Annotated in this window: 14 protein-coding genes; 8 read left to right on the plus strand and 6 right to left on the minus strand. The window is 40.8% G+C overall.

The annotated features are described in order from the left end of the window. Window positions 1–518: 518 nt before the first annotated feature. The 3 genes from ACL6C3_RS20360 to ACL6C3_RS20370 form a co-directional block, all read right to left on the minus strand. Complete coding sequence (locus ACL6C3_RS20360; RefSeq protein ID WP_413160865.1) at window positions 519–1,085, minus strand: Crp/Fnr family transcriptional regulator; 567 nt, start codon at window positions 1,083–1,085, stop codon at window positions 519–521. Between the two features lie 134 nt (window positions 1,086–1,219). Then, window positions 1,220–1,645 carry a universal stress protein gene (locus ACL6C3_RS20365; RefSeq protein ID WP_413160866.1) on the minus strand — a complete coding sequence of 142 codons (426 nt, stop codon included), beginning with the start codon at window positions 1,643–1,645 and terminating at the stop codon, window positions 1,220–1,222. Between the two features lie 321 nt (window positions 1,646–1,966). Continuing rightward, window positions 1,967–3,094: a TRAP transporter substrate-binding protein gene (locus ACL6C3_RS20370; protein ID WP_413160867.1), complete on the minus strand. Its 1,128-nt coding sequence runs from the start codon at window positions 3,092–3,094 to the stop codon at window positions 1,967–1,969. A 571-nt stretch (window positions 3,095–3,665) separates the two neighbouring features. On the opposite strand from ACL6C3_RS20370, the gene ACL6C3_RS20375 reads away from it, so the two are divergent. Next, window positions 3,666–4,700: a tetratricopeptide repeat protein gene (locus ACL6C3_RS20375; RefSeq protein ID WP_413160868.1), complete on the plus strand. Its 1,035-nt coding sequence runs from the start codon at window positions 3,666–3,668 to the stop codon at window positions 4,698–4,700. On the opposite strand, the gene ACL6C3_RS20380 is transcribed toward ACL6C3_RS20375, so the two are convergent. Then, complete coding sequence (locus ACL6C3_RS20380) at window positions 4,692–5,393, minus strand: hypothetical protein (protein WP_413160869.1); 702 nt, start codon at window positions 5,391–5,393, stop codon at window positions 4,692–4,694. The genes ACL6C3_RS20375 and ACL6C3_RS20380 overlap by 9 nt on opposite strands. A gap of 684 nt (window positions 5,394–6,077) precedes the next feature. Here ACL6C3_RS20380 and pruA point away from each other — a divergent pair. From pruA to ACL6C3_RS20410, 6 genes are all read left to right on the plus strand, one after another. Further along, window positions 6,078–9,059, plus strand: a complete 2,982-nt coding sequence (pruA, locus tag ACL6C3_RS20385) for an L-glutamate gamma-semialdehyde dehydrogenase (RefSeq protein ID WP_413160870.1) — start codon at window positions 6,078–6,080, stop codon at window positions 9,057–9,059. 494 nt (window positions 9,060–9,553) lie between these two features. Next, window positions 9,554–9,955, plus strand: a complete 402-nt coding sequence (locus tag ACL6C3_RS20390) for a hypothetical protein (RefSeq protein WP_413160871.1) — start codon at window positions 9,554–9,556, stop codon at window positions 9,953–9,955. A gap of 71 nt (window positions 9,956–10,026) precedes the next feature. Further along, window positions 10,027–12,198, plus strand: a complete 2,172-nt coding sequence (locus tag ACL6C3_RS20395; RefSeq protein WP_413160872.1) for a Z1 domain-containing protein — start codon at window positions 10,027–10,029, stop codon at window positions 12,196–12,198. 326 nt (window positions 12,199–12,524) lie between these two features. Continuing rightward, entirely contained in the window at window positions 12,525–12,749 is a 225-nt protein-coding gene (locus ACL6C3_RS20400) for a hypothetical protein (RefSeq protein ID WP_413160873.1), read from the plus strand. After that, complete coding sequence (locus tag ACL6C3_RS20405) at window positions 12,746–13,009, plus strand: Txe/YoeB family addiction module toxin (RefSeq protein ID WP_413160874.1); 264 nt, start codon at window positions 12,746–12,748, stop codon at window positions 13,007–13,009. The genes ACL6C3_RS20400 and ACL6C3_RS20405 overlap by 4 nt, the downstream gene beginning before the upstream one ends. Window positions 13,010–13,434: 425 nt before the next feature. Further along, window positions 13,435–13,779, plus strand: a complete 345-nt coding sequence (locus ACL6C3_RS20410) for a hypothetical protein (protein WP_413160875.1) — start codon at window positions 13,435–13,437, stop codon at window positions 13,777–13,779. A gap of 34 nt (window positions 13,780–13,813) precedes the next feature. Here the strand turns inward: ACL6C3_RS20410 and ACL6C3_RS20415 are convergent, their stop codons facing one another. After that, on the minus strand, window positions 13,814–14,602 hold the full coding sequence (locus tag ACL6C3_RS20415; RefSeq protein ID WP_413160876.1) for a TrkA C-terminal domain-containing protein: 789 nt from the start codon (window positions 14,600–14,602) through the stop codon (window positions 13,814–13,816). Window positions 14,603–14,827: 225 nt separating this feature from the next. On the opposite strand from ACL6C3_RS20415, the gene ACL6C3_RS20420 reads away from it, so the two are divergent. Further along, window positions 14,828–15,046, plus strand: coding sequence for a hypothetical protein (locus ACL6C3_RS20420; protein ID WP_413160877.1), 219 nt, complete (start codon window positions 14,828–14,830; stop codon window positions 15,044–15,046). Between the two features lie 70 nt (window positions 15,047–15,116). Here the strand turns inward: ACL6C3_RS20420 and ACL6C3_RS20425 are convergent, their stop codons facing one another. Further along, window positions 15,117–16,367, minus strand: a complete 1,251-nt coding sequence (locus tag ACL6C3_RS20425; protein WP_413160878.1) for a cation:proton antiporter — start codon at window positions 16,365–16,367, stop codon at window positions 15,117–15,119. Window positions 16,368–16,390 lie beyond the last annotated feature (23 nt).

Genomic DNA, 16,390 nt, shown 5'->3' on the forward strand with positions numbered 1-16,390 from the left:
AATTGCTGACTCCGATTCTGAATTTATTGATAATTTTACCAAAAATTGCAGGATTCAGAATACAAGAATTAAGTCATAATTGTTACTCTAGCAATAGGATTGGCTTGAGTATTTGACAATGGAAAGTTATGCAGCCTGATGAGATCAGTATTATTGGGTTGGGGAGAAGCTTTGAGAAGGCGATCGCCCTATCTAATGCAGTAGCAATGGATGTCTGTTCACTTCTCCACTCGTTAATAATGCTGATATTGTTTAGATATGATACTATAAAATCGGCAAATCGCAAATCTAAACTGAGTTGTTATTTATCAAAAACAGTTGCTCGGTTTAATCGGTATATTCACCGGAAAAGACAGTAGTAGATCCTGGGTCAGGATTCTCATCAACAGATCGGGATCGATAGGATTAACAATAGGTTAAATTTACCGGATCGAAGGGTTAAATTTTTTTTCTCGTCCTTGACCCGTGCGAGAAAAGCTTCATACACTCTAGTTTTGATGGGATTGTAGAGGAAAAATTTATCGGTTGGACTTCAAAATAATACAGTGACGCCTCGGACGTAGGATAATTCCTTTTCGTTCTAATTTTTGCATCATTCGAGTTACACTCACTCGGGTTATCCCAATCACATCGGCGATTTCTAAGTGAGTTAAACGCACGTCAATTAACAACCCGAATTCGGTGGGATTTCCAAACTTTTTGGCTAACCAATTGAGGAAATTTAACAGACGTAAATCGGTACTTTGAGTTTGAACAATGCTGTGTAATTCTTGGGCTTGTTGGATATGAGAAAGAATCGAATCTAACTCCTGTGACCACTGTTGAGGAGGAATTAAACTCACGGTGACAGGGGTCAAACATTCGACTTGAAAGGGGTCGAGTCGAGATAGGGGTTGACCGATAACATCTCCGACCCCCCAATATCCTAAACTAATTTGGTTTCCTTCTTCATTCCAAGTGACTGTGCGGACAATTCCTGACTCGATTTTCCAGAGGGCTTCAGGCCAAAGTGGGATTAAATCTCGTCTGCAAAAATCACGGGATTTTGCGTTAGAAGGAAGTATAGCAAGCGTCGAGATCGTCACGATAGGACCCTTATGAATGCTTACACCTTACCCTACACCTTTGAGGTTAAATAAAGGTTCAGCTTGGGTTAAATTTTTGCAGATTCGATGGAAATCCGATCGAGATTCAGATCGAGATTCAGATCAAGATTTAGCTATCGTAAGACTAAGACCGGACATTGAGCAAATCGAATCACTCGTTCGGTGACTGAACCCAACATAAACCGACTAATTCCTCGGCGCCCGTGAGTGGGAATTACAATTAAATCGGCTTTTTGTTCTTGGGAAAAGTCTACAATTTTTTCAGCCGGATGTCCGATTTCTACATGAATTTCTATGCTTTGATGTTCGGGTTGATTTAAAACTTCTTTTAACTTTTTATGAACATTATTTTTTCGGGTTTCATTGTCGAGGGTACTCCAAATCATCGCCGGATCGGTGGCGGGAAGGGGTTCTAAGACGTGAATGACATGAATTTGCTCGGGGGATTTGACATATTCTAAGGCGGTGGCGATCGCCGTGAGGGAGAGTTCCCCAAAATCTACGGGAACAACCACGCAGTTTTTCTCAATTGCGCTCATTATTGTTCATCTCCTAAACTCATCTGATCGACTGAAGAATTCTATTATCTCATTAATCAGCTATTTTTGCTCGCAATTCTATTAAAATTTGACTTCATAACTGTTTTGAGGGGGAGAAATGAAGGCTGAAAATTTAACGGTTACTGAAGATCGAGGGGTGAAGGTTAGCGTTTACGTTGGGAGTTAAAATTACAGACACATCCGAGGATTTTAGCGTTAATTTATCCAAATAATTCGGTTAATTCACGGTGTTATTTTGCCAGAGATTCGACAAAAAAATAGGATAGGCATTGCCCATCCTACTGTTTTTACAGAAGATACTTAACTTTTTTGGGTAATGGTTTGTAATGCGGGAGCGATGGCAAAATTTCCATAGGCGAGTTCGCTGACTGCACTCCATTTATAAACACTTTCTCGGAAGTTTTTCCACTGTTCATAAACCGTTTTAAAGGTGGAATCTTTAGCGGCGTTTTCCTCATAAATTTCAAAGGATTCTTGTTGGGCGGCTGTCATAATTTCGGGGCTAAAAGCCTTGAGTTGCGTTCCGGTTTGGATCATCCGTTGGAGGGCGAGAGGATTTTCAGTGTCGTAGGTGGCTAAACATTCCATATTCGCTTGGATTGCCGCCGCTTTAACGACTTCTTGATATTCTTTCGGGAGTTTATTCCAAGCCGCTAAATTAATCTGCAAATCAAAGGTTGAACCCGGTTCCCACCAGCCCGGATAGTAATAGAATTGTGCGGCTTTGTTTAAGCCCAATTTTTCATCATCAAACGGCCCAACCCATTCTGCTGCATCAATCGCACCCCGTTCTAAAGCCAGAAAAATTTCCCCACCTGGTAAGACTTGAACATTGACTCCTAAGCGAGATAAGACTTCTCCGCCCAAGCCAGGAATTCGCATTTTTAAACCCTGTAAATCATTGACTGTATTCACTTCTCGTTTGAACCAACCGCCCATTTGTACGCCGGAATTTCCCGACGGAAAAGCGATAGTATTAAAATCAGAATACAGCCGGTGCATTAAATCTATTCCGCCGCCTTGATAGAGCCAAGCATTTTGTTGTTGAGCGTTTAATCCAAAAGGAACGGCCGTTCCAAATGCCAAAGCGGGATTTTTTCCGATATAATAATAACTGGCCGAGTGACCGCATTCAACTGTTCCCTGTTGTACCGCATCTAAAACTTGCAATCCCGGTACAATTTCACCGGCTGCAAACACTTGAATGGTAAATCGTCCTTCTGTCATTTCGCTAACCCTCTGAGCGACTCTCTGCGCCGCACCGTAGAGGGTTTTGAGCGAAGTCGGCCAACTGGTCGCCATTTTCCAGCGCACGTTGGGTAAGGCTCCCCCGGCTGTGCTGGTGGTATTCGTCTGACTACAAGCAGCTAGGGCGGCTGTCGTGGCGGTGGCGGTGGCGGCATAACTTAACAGAATGCGTCGTTTCATGGGTTAAAATTCAGGGTAAAATGAGGATGTTAACAAGGGATTGAGATGAAATTTATCATCGGATTCAATTTTAACAAAGTCGCGATGCTTCGGGTTAAAAATTCTAGGTTTATCGGTTATTCTGAGCAGATAAACCTACGGAACTCGAAGTTTAAATTCCCTCTCAAACGTTTTTTAAACGCCGATCAACTGACTGAAAATATCTACTCTTTCTTCAGGTTTGCCTTTCTAAAATCAGCCAAAGCGCTCCAATTTTACCCCGCAGAAACATTTCAAAACTCAAGCGTTCGTCTGTCCGTGACCTCGGAGCCGGCGGCAGCATCGGGGTAGAAAGCCCCAGATGGGAATGAAAGGGAGTCATCTCTGCTACAGTTGAGAAGATCTTTAATTATATCAAGATCAATTGAACTTTCATATTAAGATATTTAACGCGCACCGCGATCGCCTCTACAATTAATTGTAGAAATTCTCCGATCTCGTGCGCCCATCACCGGGTTTGATTCTCACTAAAATGGTAAGGTAGACGTTTAACCTCAACGTTTCTACAATGAATTAGCATTCAAAGGTAAGGATGATGAAAGACGCTAAAACGCTGATTGTGGCCTTAAGCATTATGATCTTGGGTTCCTTGGGTTTAGTTTGGCACACAAAATCTGTGCAAAATAAAGCGATCGCCAAAGCAACCGCCCAGGTGGAAAACCTCGGAGATCTTAATCAAATTTCTGAGACTGAAAAACTCAAAAATGCTCAACAACAAATCGAATATGCTTTACTGACTTTAGATAATATACCGACTTTACCCGTTGTTGCGACCGCACCGCAAGCGGTGACTGAAAACCTCGATCAATACTCGACTAAACTCGATGAAATAGAGCGGAAATTGCAACAAAAAGCGGAAGGACAACAGGGTATAGAAGCGGCCAAAAAACTGGCTTGGTCAGCGGCTAAATTGGCGCAAAACCCGCCCCATACCGCAGAAGTTTGGCAAGAAGTTCATCAAAAATGGCAACAGGCCATGACTTTACTGATTAATATTCCCGAAGATAGCCCGGAGTTTGCCAACGCTCAAGCTAAACTCAAAGATTATCAGAAAAATTATGAAGTGGTCAATCAATATTATGAGAAGGCGAAACAGGCGGTTCAACTGAATAATCGGGCGATGAAGTTAATAGAGTCGGGTGATTATCAACAGGCGATTTCAAATCTTAATGAAGCGGTTAATCTCAATCCGGGACAAATCGAAGCTTATTTAAACCGGGGTGTGGCTTATTCAGAATTAAACAGTCATGCTTCTGCGATCGCCAATTATGATAAAGCCATTGAACTTGCACCCAATAATGCAGATGCTTACTATTATCGCGCTGATGAATATTTGCAAGCGGGAAATGCACCCAAAGCCTTGGCAGATTACAATAAAGCGATTCAACTCAATCCCAATTATTCCCAAGCTTATTTAGATCGGGGATTTATTTATTATCAACAGGGAGAGAGTATAAAAGCGATTGAAGATTTACAAAAAGCGGCGGATTTGTTAGGACGCCAAGGAGATCTTCAAACCCAAAACACGGCGTTAGAGGTGATTCAAGATATCCGCAATTCACTTTAAATTATCGCCGGGATAATAGGAATTTTCTGAGTAGACAATTTGTTGATAACAAAGCCTACATAAATAAAAGCACCAGGTAGCAATTCCCATTAATTTGCTGCCGTCTTCGAGAATGAAATATAAATTACTTTCAGACCCGATATAATCAACTTCAAAGGGTAAACGGTCGATGAGTAAAGAACTCGCAAAGAATAAAAAAGCCAACCCGAGAATTGGAAAATTCGTCCGCTTTAAAATCAGGTTTCGATAGTGAAATACATGAAAAATCACCCAACCCAAAGTCAGAATTATAACCCCTTTTTCGGGGAAGCCTAACCGCGTTGGAATCACTCTTTCATGCAGCATCAAAAAGTCATCCAGCATCATCCAAGCCGAAATTAATCCAAACCAACCCAGACAATTCTTGATTTTCTTTGCTGTTCCTGTGCTGGGTTGAATGACAAAAAACGTAAACAGACAAACCACCGCACTACAACACCACGTTAAAATCCCCAGGTTTGAAATTAATCCCGTGTAAACTGGCGCTTCAAGATCGGCAAAAATATCCCGCGTTAAGACATGAACGGGAATCTGAGTCTGCCAACTCGAAAGAAGCAAAATAATCAGGAAGGGAAGATAAAAAATAACTAAATTGACCAGGGTTTTGGTGAAGACAAGTTTTCTCAAATTAGACACAGGAAAAGAGACTTTCATTTTCAAAACAAGAAAGTGAACAAATAGAGGGATTGACTACTTTAAGACAACCCTTAAGTTGTATGCCCGGGGCATTTGATCACGTTATTTTAACCTATTTTTAACCTAAATTCAAACGACATCCTCCTAAAGATCTAAATTTTTGATGACTAATGGCGGGTTTAGCCGCTTATCAGCAATATAACGCACTTAACCAGCAGGTAATCGTCTGTTAACCTTCGGTTGAGGGAATCGAGATCGGCGAGAATACCGATATATCGTGATTTCCTGGGGCTATCCTCAGTCATAGAGACGCTATTGGCCGAATTTCGCAGGTTAAGGTAAATTTAAACTTGTTTAACTTGGAGTCATCCGACTGAAGCCGCAAAATCTAGCTATCCTCAATCCTTTTTGACTTAATCTAAAAAAGATTAACGTTATTAATATTCAATCAACCGCTTCAAATTCAGAAGATTATGCGCTATCTTTTAGAGAAGATAATAATCAATAGTTAAAAGCTATTCAAATCAATCTCTAAGTAAAATTACTTTTTATTGCAGTTTTCCAAACGCTTAAAAATAATTGACCCTTTCGACGTACAATAGAATAAAGAATCTATTCACCAACGAGGGAGAGAGAAAACACCAGTAAACAAACTCTTTCCCTTGTTGCTCATGTTGAATCATTGTTGGAGAAACATTAACCGTGGTTGCACAAGCTCCTGGCACATACGAAACCAAAACACAAGAAATCGCCAAACAACTCCTCGCCGCAACGCAAGAGAAAAAACGCTCGTTTCTCGGACAGTTGCAAGACCAAATGCGTTGGGATGATAAACTGCTCGATTGGACGATGGCGAACCCCGGACTGCGCGTGCAGTTATTCCATTTTATCGACTGTTTACCCGCCCTGCGAAGCAAACCCGAAATCGCCGCCCATTTGCAAGAATATCTTACCACATCAGAAGTCGAACTTCCTGACGCCTTAAAAAAACTTCTCAACTTTGCAAACCCCGACTCGGTACCGGGAAAATTAGCCGCAACAACCGTCGCCCCTGCGGTGGAAACTCTCGCCCATAAATACATCGCCGGGGACTCCATTCCTCACGTTATTAACACCTTAGAAAAACTGCGGAAAGATAAACTGGGTTTCACCGTTGACCTACTCGGAGAAGCCGTTATTACCGAAGCCGAAGCCCAGGCTTATCTCAACAGTTATTTAGAGTTGATGGAAAAACTCAGCGAAGCGGCGAAAAAATGGTCAACCATTCCTCAAATTGATGAAGCAGACGGACAACCCATTTCAAAAGTTCAAGTGTCTGTTAAATTAACCGCTTTTTATTCCCAATTTGACCCCTTAGACGCCAAAGGAAGCGAAGCAAAAGTTAGCGAACGTATCCGAATTTTACTCCGTCGGGCGGCAGAATTGGGCGCTGCGGTTCACTTCGATATGGAACAATACACCTATAAAAATCTCACCTTCAGCATTTTAAAAAATCTGTTGATGGAAGAAGAATTTCGCAACCGCACCGATATCGGGATGACGGTTCAAGCCTATTTGCGGGATTCTAAAAAAGATTTAGAAGGCATCATCGAATGGGCAAAATTGCGCGGAAATCCGGTAACTGTGCGACTGGTGAAAGGGGCGTATTGGGACCAAGAAACCATCAAAGCCATGCAAAACGACTGGCCCCAACCGGTTTATAATGATAAAGCCGCGACCGATGCGAACTATGAAGAATTGACCCAATTGATGTTAGAAAATCATCAATACATCTATTCGGCAATTGGCAGCCATAACGTTCGTTCTCAAGCTAAAGCCATTGCGATCGCCGACACGTTAAACGTTCCCCGTCGCGCCTTTGAAATGCAGGTATTATATGGAATGGGCGACCAACTGGCGAAAGCGTTGGCAAAACAAGGATATCGGGTGCGGATGTACTGTCCCTACGGCGATTTATTGCCCGGAATGTCTTATTTAATTCGCCGTTTGTTGGAGAATACAGCCAATAGTTCTTTCCTGCGTCAAAGTTCAGAAAATCGACCGATTGAAGAACTTTTGGCACCTCCAAAACCCAACGCGGAAAGCACTATTAAAGACACTTGGAAACCCGTATTTCCGAACGCCCCAGATAGCGATTATGCAGACGCCGTTCAACGAGATAAAGCGTTTCGAGCGTTGGAAACGGTTCGTCAACAATTGGGTCAAACTTATCTGCCGTTAATTAACGGAAAACGGGAACAAACCGAAACCATTGTTGATTCTGTTAACCCCTCTAATCCCTCAGAAATTGTCGGAAAAATTGGGTTAATTAGTATCGACCAAGCAGAACTTGCATTAGAAGCTGCTAAAGCCGCATTTCCGGCTTGGAAACGGACGCCCGTTCGTCAACGTGCGGGGGTGTTACGCAAAGCCGCAGAATTGATGGAACAGCGCCGCCACGAGTTGTGTGCTTGGATGGTTTATGAAGTTGGAAAAGCGTTGCATCAGTGCGATGCAGAAGTCTCCGAAGCGATTGATTTTTGTCGCTATTATGCGGATGAAATGGAACGCTTAGATCAGGGATATAAATATGATACAGCCGGAGAAACGGATCGTTATCATTATCAACCCCGAGGGATTTCTGTTGTGATTTCCCCCTGGAATTTTCCCCTAGCTATTCCTGTTGGGATGACGGTTGCATCGTTGGTAACGGGAAATTGTACGCTGTTAAAACCTGCGGAAGTTTCATCAGTAATTGCGGCAAAAATTGCCGAAGTTTTGGTCGATGCGGGCGTACCAAACGGGGTATTTCAATACATTCCCTGCAAGGGTTCAACGGTGGGTTCTCATCTGGTGAAACATCCCGACGTTCACATGATTACCTTTACGGGTTCTCAAGAGGTTGGTTCTCGCATTTACGCCGAAGCTGCGGTGTTGCAACCCGGACAAAAACACCTCAAGCGGGTTATTGCGGAAATGGGCGGAAAAAATGCGATTATTGTTGATGAAAGTGCGGACTTAGATCAGGCGGTTGCGGGTGTCGTTTATTCGGCGTTTGGCTATAGCGGTCAGAAGTGTTCGGCTTGTTCTCGGGTGGTGGTTTTAGAACCGGTTTATGAGGCGTTTGTTAGCCGTTTAACCGAAGCTGTGCGATCGCTTAATGTGGGGGATGCTGTTCATCCTAGCACGTTTGTTGGTCCGGTAATTGATGCTAATGCTCAAAAACGGATTTTAGAATACATTGAAATTGGCAAACAAGAAGCCGAACTCGCCATTCAAGTTCCCGCACCGGAAACCGGATATTTTGTTCCGCCAACGGTATTTGTGAACGTTTCTCCGACGGGAAAAATTGCCCAAGAGGAGATTTTTGGGCCGGTTTTAGCGGTGATTAAAGCGCCGAATTTTGAGGAAGCGATTAATATTGCTAACGGTACAAACTTTGCATTAACGGGCGGTTTGTATTCTCGTACTCCGTCTCATATTGCGACAGCAAAAGCCGATTTTGAAGTGGGGAATTTGTACATTAACCGAGGAATTACGGGTGCAATTGTTTCCCGTCAACCGTTCGGAGGGTTTAAACTTTCCGGTGTTGGTTCCAAAGCGGGAGGACCGGATTATTTGTTACAATTCCTCGAACCTCGGACGATAACAGAAAATATTCAACGTCAAGGGTTCGCGCCGATAGAAGGCTTCAGTAACGAGTAGTTGTAGTAGGGTGGGTGACAACTGATCAATTAATTGTTGAGATTTCCAATTTTTTGATGTCACCCACCCGACTGTTAATTGTTGAGTTGTAGGGTGGGTGACAACGGATAACTTAATTGTTGAAATCAAAAACTTTTTAATCTCACCCACCCGACTGTTGAAATCAAAAACTTTTTAATCTCACCCACCCGACTGTTGAAATCAAAAACTTTTTAATCTCACCCACCCGACTGTTAATTGTTGAGTTGTAGGGTGGGTGACAACCGATAAATTAATTGTTGAAATCAAAAACTTTTTAATGTCACCCACCCTACTGTTGAGATTGCAACTTTTTTGATGTTATCCACCGCACCGTTAAGCGATCGCTTAAATGTGAACAATACTCAACTAGAAACGCTTCGCTAGCAAGCGAGACGCTTGCACTACATATACAGGACTAGATTGAATATCAAGCAGTTTTAGCTATGATTGAGATATTGGTTTACTAGCTGTCAATGATATCCGATCAAGAGTTTCTATACGGTGCTGCCTTATTAAAGCTTATTAATTTTGGAAATAAAGTGACTCTTGTTCACTACTCTTATATACATTCTTCGTTATACTTAATTGAAACAGACAATACAAAGTCTGCGGTTTTATTCAAATTATCAAAAAAACCAAAATCCGCATGGTCTTTTACTTTTAGTGAACAAGAAGATATAGCTTTAAAGACTGTGCGGGATCAACATCTCAACGTTTTAGTCTTTCTAGCTTTAGTGTGCCATAAAGATGGTATTTGCTGTATGGCTTTGGATCGTGTGTTAGATATTCTAGAGAATCGAGAAAATATTAGCGGTCAATATATTTCGGTGTCAAGACGACCTCGGGGAAGCTATCATATAAGTGGGGCCGGGTAGGGAACAGATGGAACGAACTGTCCCTCAAAGTGACTGGCCACGCATTATTCTATCAAAATCAGAAAAAAATTATGAGTAAAACACCTATTAAAACGGATGGTTATTGTATCACTCAACTGCTGAAGAGACAGAAGAAAAAAATTGGAGATGAAGCAGCAGAAAAGTTAAAACAAACTGCTGTTGATGTGGTCCAGAACTGTGTTGATGTCTATACTCAGACGTTCGGTGGTAATGATGTTGGTGCTTCGGGTCTAGGAAAAGTTAGTCATTCTCGTAAGGGTAAAGAATTTGTTAATGGCACGACTGGATTAATATATGGTAGAGTTCAAAGTGGAAAGACAATTACCACAATTGCTACGCTTGCGATCGCTCAAGATAATGGTTTTAAATGCTTTATTGTATTGACTTCTGATAATACTTGGTTGGGTAAACAAACAGCAAGTCGATTTAATACTGAACTCAAAGGAGGGCCTGTTGTCTTTGACTGGGAGCAATGGAATAAAGATCCTAAAGATTTTGCAGAAAGTAAATTGAGTCCTTATATTGAATATACAGGTGTAGTCTTAGTTTCTACCAAGAATGTTCGTCATCTAGATAACTTACTACAAGTTCTAACATCTGCTAAAGCCAGTAGTGTCCCCACTCTGATCTTTGATGATGAAGCTGATAATGCTAGTCTCAACACAAATGAAGCCAAGCAATTTAAAAAAGGTAAAGATTCTGTAGAGGATAGTCCAACTTTTGATAAAATCGGTAAGATTAGGAAAGAGGTAGCAAATCATATCTATGTACAAATCACGGCTACTCCTCAAAGTTTGCTTCTGCAAAATCTTGAGCATCCATGTAAACCTACTTTCTGTGCTGCTCTTCCTGAACCGGGAAATAGTTATATGGGAGGAGACTTATTTTTTGCAGACAATAGCCCATACTCTTATGTTGTTAGTGCCGAAGAAGTCAAGGAACTCAAAAAACAAAAAGGTCAAATTAATCCGGGTAATAATTGGGATATTCCTAAAGGTTTGAGACTGGCTTTATGCTGCTTCTTCTTGGCTTCTATTTATAAGATGCAAACCGAAGAAGATGAAGATGCTAAGTATTCTTTTCTAGCTCATATATGCTATAAGCGGGATAATCACGAACATCTTGAAAAAGTGATTAGTAGTTTTGTTATCGATCTAGACAAAGCTCTTCGAGGTCAAGCATCTCCTACGAAGGAAAAAGAAGCTCGTAAATGGTTGAGCGAAGCCTATCAAGAGCTAGAGAAAACCGTGCAAAATTTATCTCCAATTGATGAGCTTCTTGAACACTTAAAACATGAATTACGAAGTGCAATTCCCAAAGTAATTAACGCAAACAATCCTGATAAAGAACCAAACTATAATCCGGGGATGAATATTTTAATAGGTGGAAATAGACTGGGACGAGGTGTAACAATTGAGGGATTAATGGTAACTTACTACGGGCGCGAAGCTAAACAGAAAATGATGGATACTGTTCACCAACACGCACGGATGTATGGTTATCGTCAAAACTTGAAGGATGTTACCCGTCTTTTTCTATCTGAAAGCATTCTAAAAGATTTCCGTACTATCCATGAGGCTGATGAGGGAATGCGTCAAGCTATTGGCGATGATCCAAGTCAAATTAAGCTTAAGCCTGTTTGGGTTGGTCGTCCACTAAAGCCTACTCGTTCTAATGTTTTAAATCCAGCAGCTATCAATGCTTTCACACCTGGTTCAGAAATAAAACCTGCTGATCCACTTTGGAAAAAGCCGGAAATTAAGCAACATACAGAAGCTCTAGATCAGCTTTTAGCTCAATATAAGAATCAGGAATATTCTAAAGTAGATATAGATTTCATAATCCAGCTTCTTCAACATATGCCAAGCCGTTCCTGTGAGGGACATCCCTGGGAGGATAAACGAGTTCAAGAAGCCTTACAAGCTATGAAAATAGAAGGTATTGAAAAAGGAATTCTCAATATAAATCGAGGTCAGAAAGGTGATGGACTTGGCTTGTCAAATAAACCCCGTCCTTGGCGAGGTAGCTTTGGACAAAGTGAATTATTCAGTAAGCCAAAAAAGGAATATCCCGATGTTCCTACACTTGTAGTGATGTATGAAAAAGGTGAGAAAAAGAAGGGTTGGGATGAACAACCACTCTATCTTCCAACCCTAATTCTACCCAAGCATAAGTTTGTATTCATGTTTAACTATTCCGAAAAAACACAAAAGTTAGAATGAGTTGATGAGGAAGAGTGAATGAAACTAGCAGCTAGGGCGATCGCTTAAGGTTTACAGTTGTAGGGTGGGTGACAACCGATAATTTAACTGTTGAAATCAGAAATTTTTTAATGTCACCCACCCTACTGTTAGTGAAAAACCCCTGTTCAAGTTGTCGGGTGGGTGACAACGGATAACTTAATTGTTGAAATCAAAAACTTTTTGATGTCACCCACCCTACTGTTGAGATTTATAATTTTTTGATGTTATCCACCCTACTGTTAGGCGATCGCTTAAACGTGAAATAACTGTGTTAAACTCAGGTTAGAGTAGGTGAAGTTTGAAAGATGCAAAAAGTCTACAAAGTTAAGGCTAATGACTTAGATGATCGTTTTTTGACCGAGTTGAAAGCCATATTTCGCGACCGAGAGATTGAAATTGTTGTTTCGGAGGTTGATGAAACTTCCTATTTATTACAGTCTCCAGCTAATCGAGAAAAATTGATCAAAGCCGTAGATAATATTAAGAAAAGAGATAATCTAGTTGAATTTAATAGCGATGATCTGACATGAGAAGAAGAATCGTCTTTGAAGCATCAGCCTTTGAAGATTTTAACATATGGGCTACTCAGGATAAAAAACTGTATGGAAAAATTATTAAGTTAATTCAGGATATTGATCGCTCTCCTTTTGAGGGTTTGGGTAAACCAGAACCTTTAAAATATGAACTCAGTGGATTTTGGTCAAGACGGATCAACGATGAGCATCGCTTAGTTGATCAGGTAACAGATGATGAAATTATTATAGCTTCATGTAGATATCATTACTCGTAATGATGATACCTATTAAAGTTGTATTTCAATTCTGCAAGAGAAAGATGATCATTACTGAAAGTGGGTGAAAGGCGAGCGCTTAAGGTTTACAATTTTAGGTGGGTGACAACCGATAATTTAACTGTTTAAATCTGAAACTTTTTGATGTCACCCACCCTACTGTTAGCCGAGCGCTTAAGGTTTACAATTTTAGGTGGGTGACAACGAATAACTTAACTGTTGAAATCAGAAACTTTTTGATGTCACCCACCCTACTGTTGAAATTTATAATTTTTTGATGTTATCCACCGCACCGTTAGGCGATCGCTGTTCTGTTATATTTTTTAACCCCAACCTTGAAACAAAATATTTCTTTTGATTGATCCGGAACGATGAACGATTTTGATAACCTTTGAGATAAGGTAAATATCAAAGTCAAATAAATTATGTTTAAAAATATTCAGATTCCGCTAACAATTAGTTTACTCATCGGTGGGTTTTTTGGGGGTATTTCTCCCGCTTTAGCCCAAGTTAGCGGTATAGAAAATCAACTCTGTCAACAGTACGAACAAGTTCCGGGTTCGGGTCAACAGATCGATTGTTCTCAGGGCTTTGACGAAGGATATCAAGTAGGATTAGAATACGGACAAGAATATCGTGAATCTGAGGGAAGGGAACAAAGAATAGAAGCAGAAATTGAAGCAATGATTCCGAATGATGCGACTGAAGCTTATCGAAATGGATTTATGTCGGGTTATCGAGTTGGATTCCAAGAAGGTTATCAACTCTAATTTTGGGGTTGAAAGCAGCTAAAAATAAACTAGCTTAGTGTGAGCTTAAACTCTCTGAAGAAGTGACATCTTGTTCGGCTTGTTCCTGCATAATATACTTTTGAATCCTAACTGCTTTTTCGTGAGCAATCTCACCTGTTAAGTCATCTCGACGAGAATCAAGTTCTAATAAAGCAGTCTTGCGACCGTAAAGAATGAGCAAGTCTAAAGGACGAATATAGGTCGAACCATTCGGCGCTCCGATATAGGTTTTATCCTGTCGCTGAATTCCCAAAACCATAATACCTTCGGCTTTTAATCGGAGTTGATGAAGTTGTTTATTAGCCAGCCAATCCGACGAGTTAACTTGCAATTCCATAACCCGATATTCGCCTTTGAGATGTAGTAAATTTGCATAATCTCGCACATCTAAATTCGTCCAACTTCGCAACGCCCATCTCACTAATCGATTCAGATATCGGTTAAATCCTCGATGTCGAATTATTAAAGAAAGCAAAGCCAATCCTAAGAATAAGAGCAGCAATCTTAATATCCATTGCTCCGAGCGAGCCGTAGTTACAAAAGTTAGAACAACAGAAGAAATAACCGTAACAATTCCTGCATTTCCTAAGAACATTAACCACATAATAATTCGTCGTCGGACGGGATGATTAACGACTCCTTCCGACTCCTGGGTTGTAAAACCGGAACCTGTAAACGCTGAACGAGCTTGAAAACGAGCGGACTGGCGAGATAAGCCGGTGAGGGTGAGCGCTTCGGAAGCAATTCGAGTCACCAATAAAGATAATGTCACCGCAACAAACAATGAAATAATTGCTGGCAATTCTTCTGTTCCTTTAGTTCTTCAATATCGAAGTATAAAGTAAAATCCCAGAGATCTCAAACTCAAACATGATGAAAGCTTGAAATCTGAAGTTTCTATCTATCCCGTTAATTTGATGTTCAAACAGAGGAAAGCGGCTATACCCCAAACCAGAATCTATCATCCGGGAGAGGTTAAACTAAAGCAATTTCGCTTAATCTATAAAATTAAAACTAGAGGTTAAACATGAACGATAAAAGTCAAAATCTACTGAATCATCTACAATCAGAAAATCTAACTAAATTGGAAATAGCTACATTAATGGTGGCTCAGGGAATGTTAGCAAATCCTGCGGCCGATAAACGGGTTGATAAAGAAAAATTTGCAGAGGATGCTACAGCTTTAGCGCTGTTGTTTTTACAATCAGCCCAAGCTGTCTCTCAAAAGCTGGAGAATAATAAATAATAAAAACTTCCTTCGGAGTCAGCGATGAAGGTTGACTCCAATAATTCAAGAAAAACAATAGATGATTAACCTAGCTTTGCTCATAAAAAATGATAGGTTCATTGGTTTTTCCATAGAACTTAGTAAAAGGAACGGCCGTCAAACCATGAATTAAAATTGATGCACAGATCATCAAACTACTGACCACCCAAATCGATTCTAGTCCGACTCGTTGAACCGATAAGTTGGCATAAAAAACGGCTGCAACACCAATCGGCCCAAACCAACCCATAAATAAAGCATCCGTCCATTTTATTATGCTAGAAATCTGATTTTTCAAAGCAAGAACTGCTGGAAGTCGGCGTAGCAATAAAATAGCGCCGACTAAGAATAAACCCGACCAACCCAACTCAAGCCATTGTTGCCAGGGAAGATTTAAACCTAAAATTACAAAAATATACAGGGTAAAAAATCGGTCAATGGCTTCTTGAACTTGTTCTTCTTGTGCGCGATCGCGACCGTTTACAACCATACTAAACATCACTCCAGAAACAAAAACCGCTAAAATTCCATCGCTACCCAAGAGTTTTACTGCCGCCAATACAAAGATAGAAAGTGCTACAGTGTAGGCTAAAAATGAATGTTTTTCTAGCATCTTTTTGGCTTCTGACCACAGTAAGAGTTTACCGGCAATATATCCGAAGACTCCGCCTAAAATTACCGCTACTCCCACTTCCCAAATTAGCGTTTTAGTCAGCCAGTGAAAGATTGCTTCTCCGGGGGGTTTGGTGAGGAGTAAAATCGGTAAAAAAACAAAAGCATACCCCAAACCATCGTTAGCGGCTGACTCAGTAGAAAGGGTGTAACGGATGCGAGCAGGTAAATTTTGTTCTGCTATTGTTCCGGTTACAACTGAGGTTGCAATCACCGGATCTGTGGGGGTAATAATGGCACCAATTAGCAGAGAAACCCAAAAAGGTAAGCCTAAAATTAGATAAACGAGCAAGCCACTAACTAACCACATTAAAGGCATAACTAGCCCCAATAAAATCGCTAGAGGCTGCCAATGTTTGAATAGATAACCTTTTGGTAATCGTAAAGCAACTCCCATGACTTGAATCGCAATCGCCAGACGAGCGCTTTGTTCTAAAATGGCTTCGGGTTTACCCCAATGTTCTAAGTGTACTAAATCTAATCCCCCTGAACTGATTAGAATTCCCACAAATAAAGCAACAATGGGATCGGAAATAAAAAAACGTCCTTTGATCAGGCTAGAAAATAATCCGAGTAGGATAACTAGCCCTCCGATTGTTAAGAGTGCAATATTGATTTCAAGCATCATCTAATTTTTGATTCATCAACGGA

Source organism: Capilliphycus salinus ALCB114379, from assembly GCF_047276495.1.
Taxonomy (GTDB): domain Bacteria; phylum Cyanobacteriota; class Cyanobacteriia; order Cyanobacteriales; family Microcoleaceae; genus Capilliphycus; species Capilliphycus salinus.

Excerpts from the sequence above, each read along its gene's own strand:
- ACL6C3_RS20395 (WP_413160872.1), top strand. The coding sequence starts at position 10,027 with ATGAGTAAAACACCTATTAAAACGGATGGTTATTGTATCACTCAACTG.
- ACL6C3_RS20425 (WP_413160878.1), bottom strand. The coding sequence starts at position 16,367 with ATGATGCTTGAAATCAATATTGCACTCTTAACAATCGGAGGGCTAGTT.
- ACL6C3_RS20400 (WP_413160873.1), top strand. The coding sequence starts at position 12,525 with ATGCAAAAAGTCTACAAAGTTAAGGCTAATGACTTAGATGATCGTTTT.
- ACL6C3_RS20365 (WP_413160866.1), bottom strand. The coding sequence starts at position 1,645 with ATGAGCGCAATTGAGAAAAACTGCGTGGTTGTTCCCGTAGATTTTGGG.
- ACL6C3_RS20380 (WP_413160869.1), bottom strand. The coding sequence starts at position 5,393 with ATGAAAGTCTCTTTTCCTGTGTCTAATTTGAGAAAACTTGTCTTCACC.
- ACL6C3_RS20405 (WP_413160874.1), top strand. The coding sequence starts at position 12,746 with ATGAGAAGAAGAATCGTCTTTGAAGCATCAGCCTTTGAAGATTTTAAC.
- ACL6C3_RS20420 (WP_413160877.1), top strand. The coding sequence starts at position 14,828 with ATGAACGATAAAAGTCAAAATCTACTGAATCATCTACAATCAGAAAAT.
- ACL6C3_RS20410 (WP_413160875.1), top strand. The coding sequence starts at position 13,435 with ATGTTTAAAAATATTCAGATTCCGCTAACAATTAGTTTACTCATCGGT.
- ACL6C3_RS20390 (WP_413160871.1), top strand. The coding sequence starts at position 9,554 with ATGATATCCGATCAAGAGTTTCTATACGGTGCTGCCTTATTAAAGCTT.
- ACL6C3_RS20375 (WP_413160868.1), top strand. The coding sequence starts at position 3,666 with ATGATGAAAGACGCTAAAACGCTGATTGTGGCCTTAAGCATTATGATC.
- ACL6C3_RS20370 (WP_413160867.1), bottom strand. The coding sequence starts at position 3,094 with ATGAAACGACGCATTCTGTTAAGTTATGCCGCCACCGCCACCGCCACG.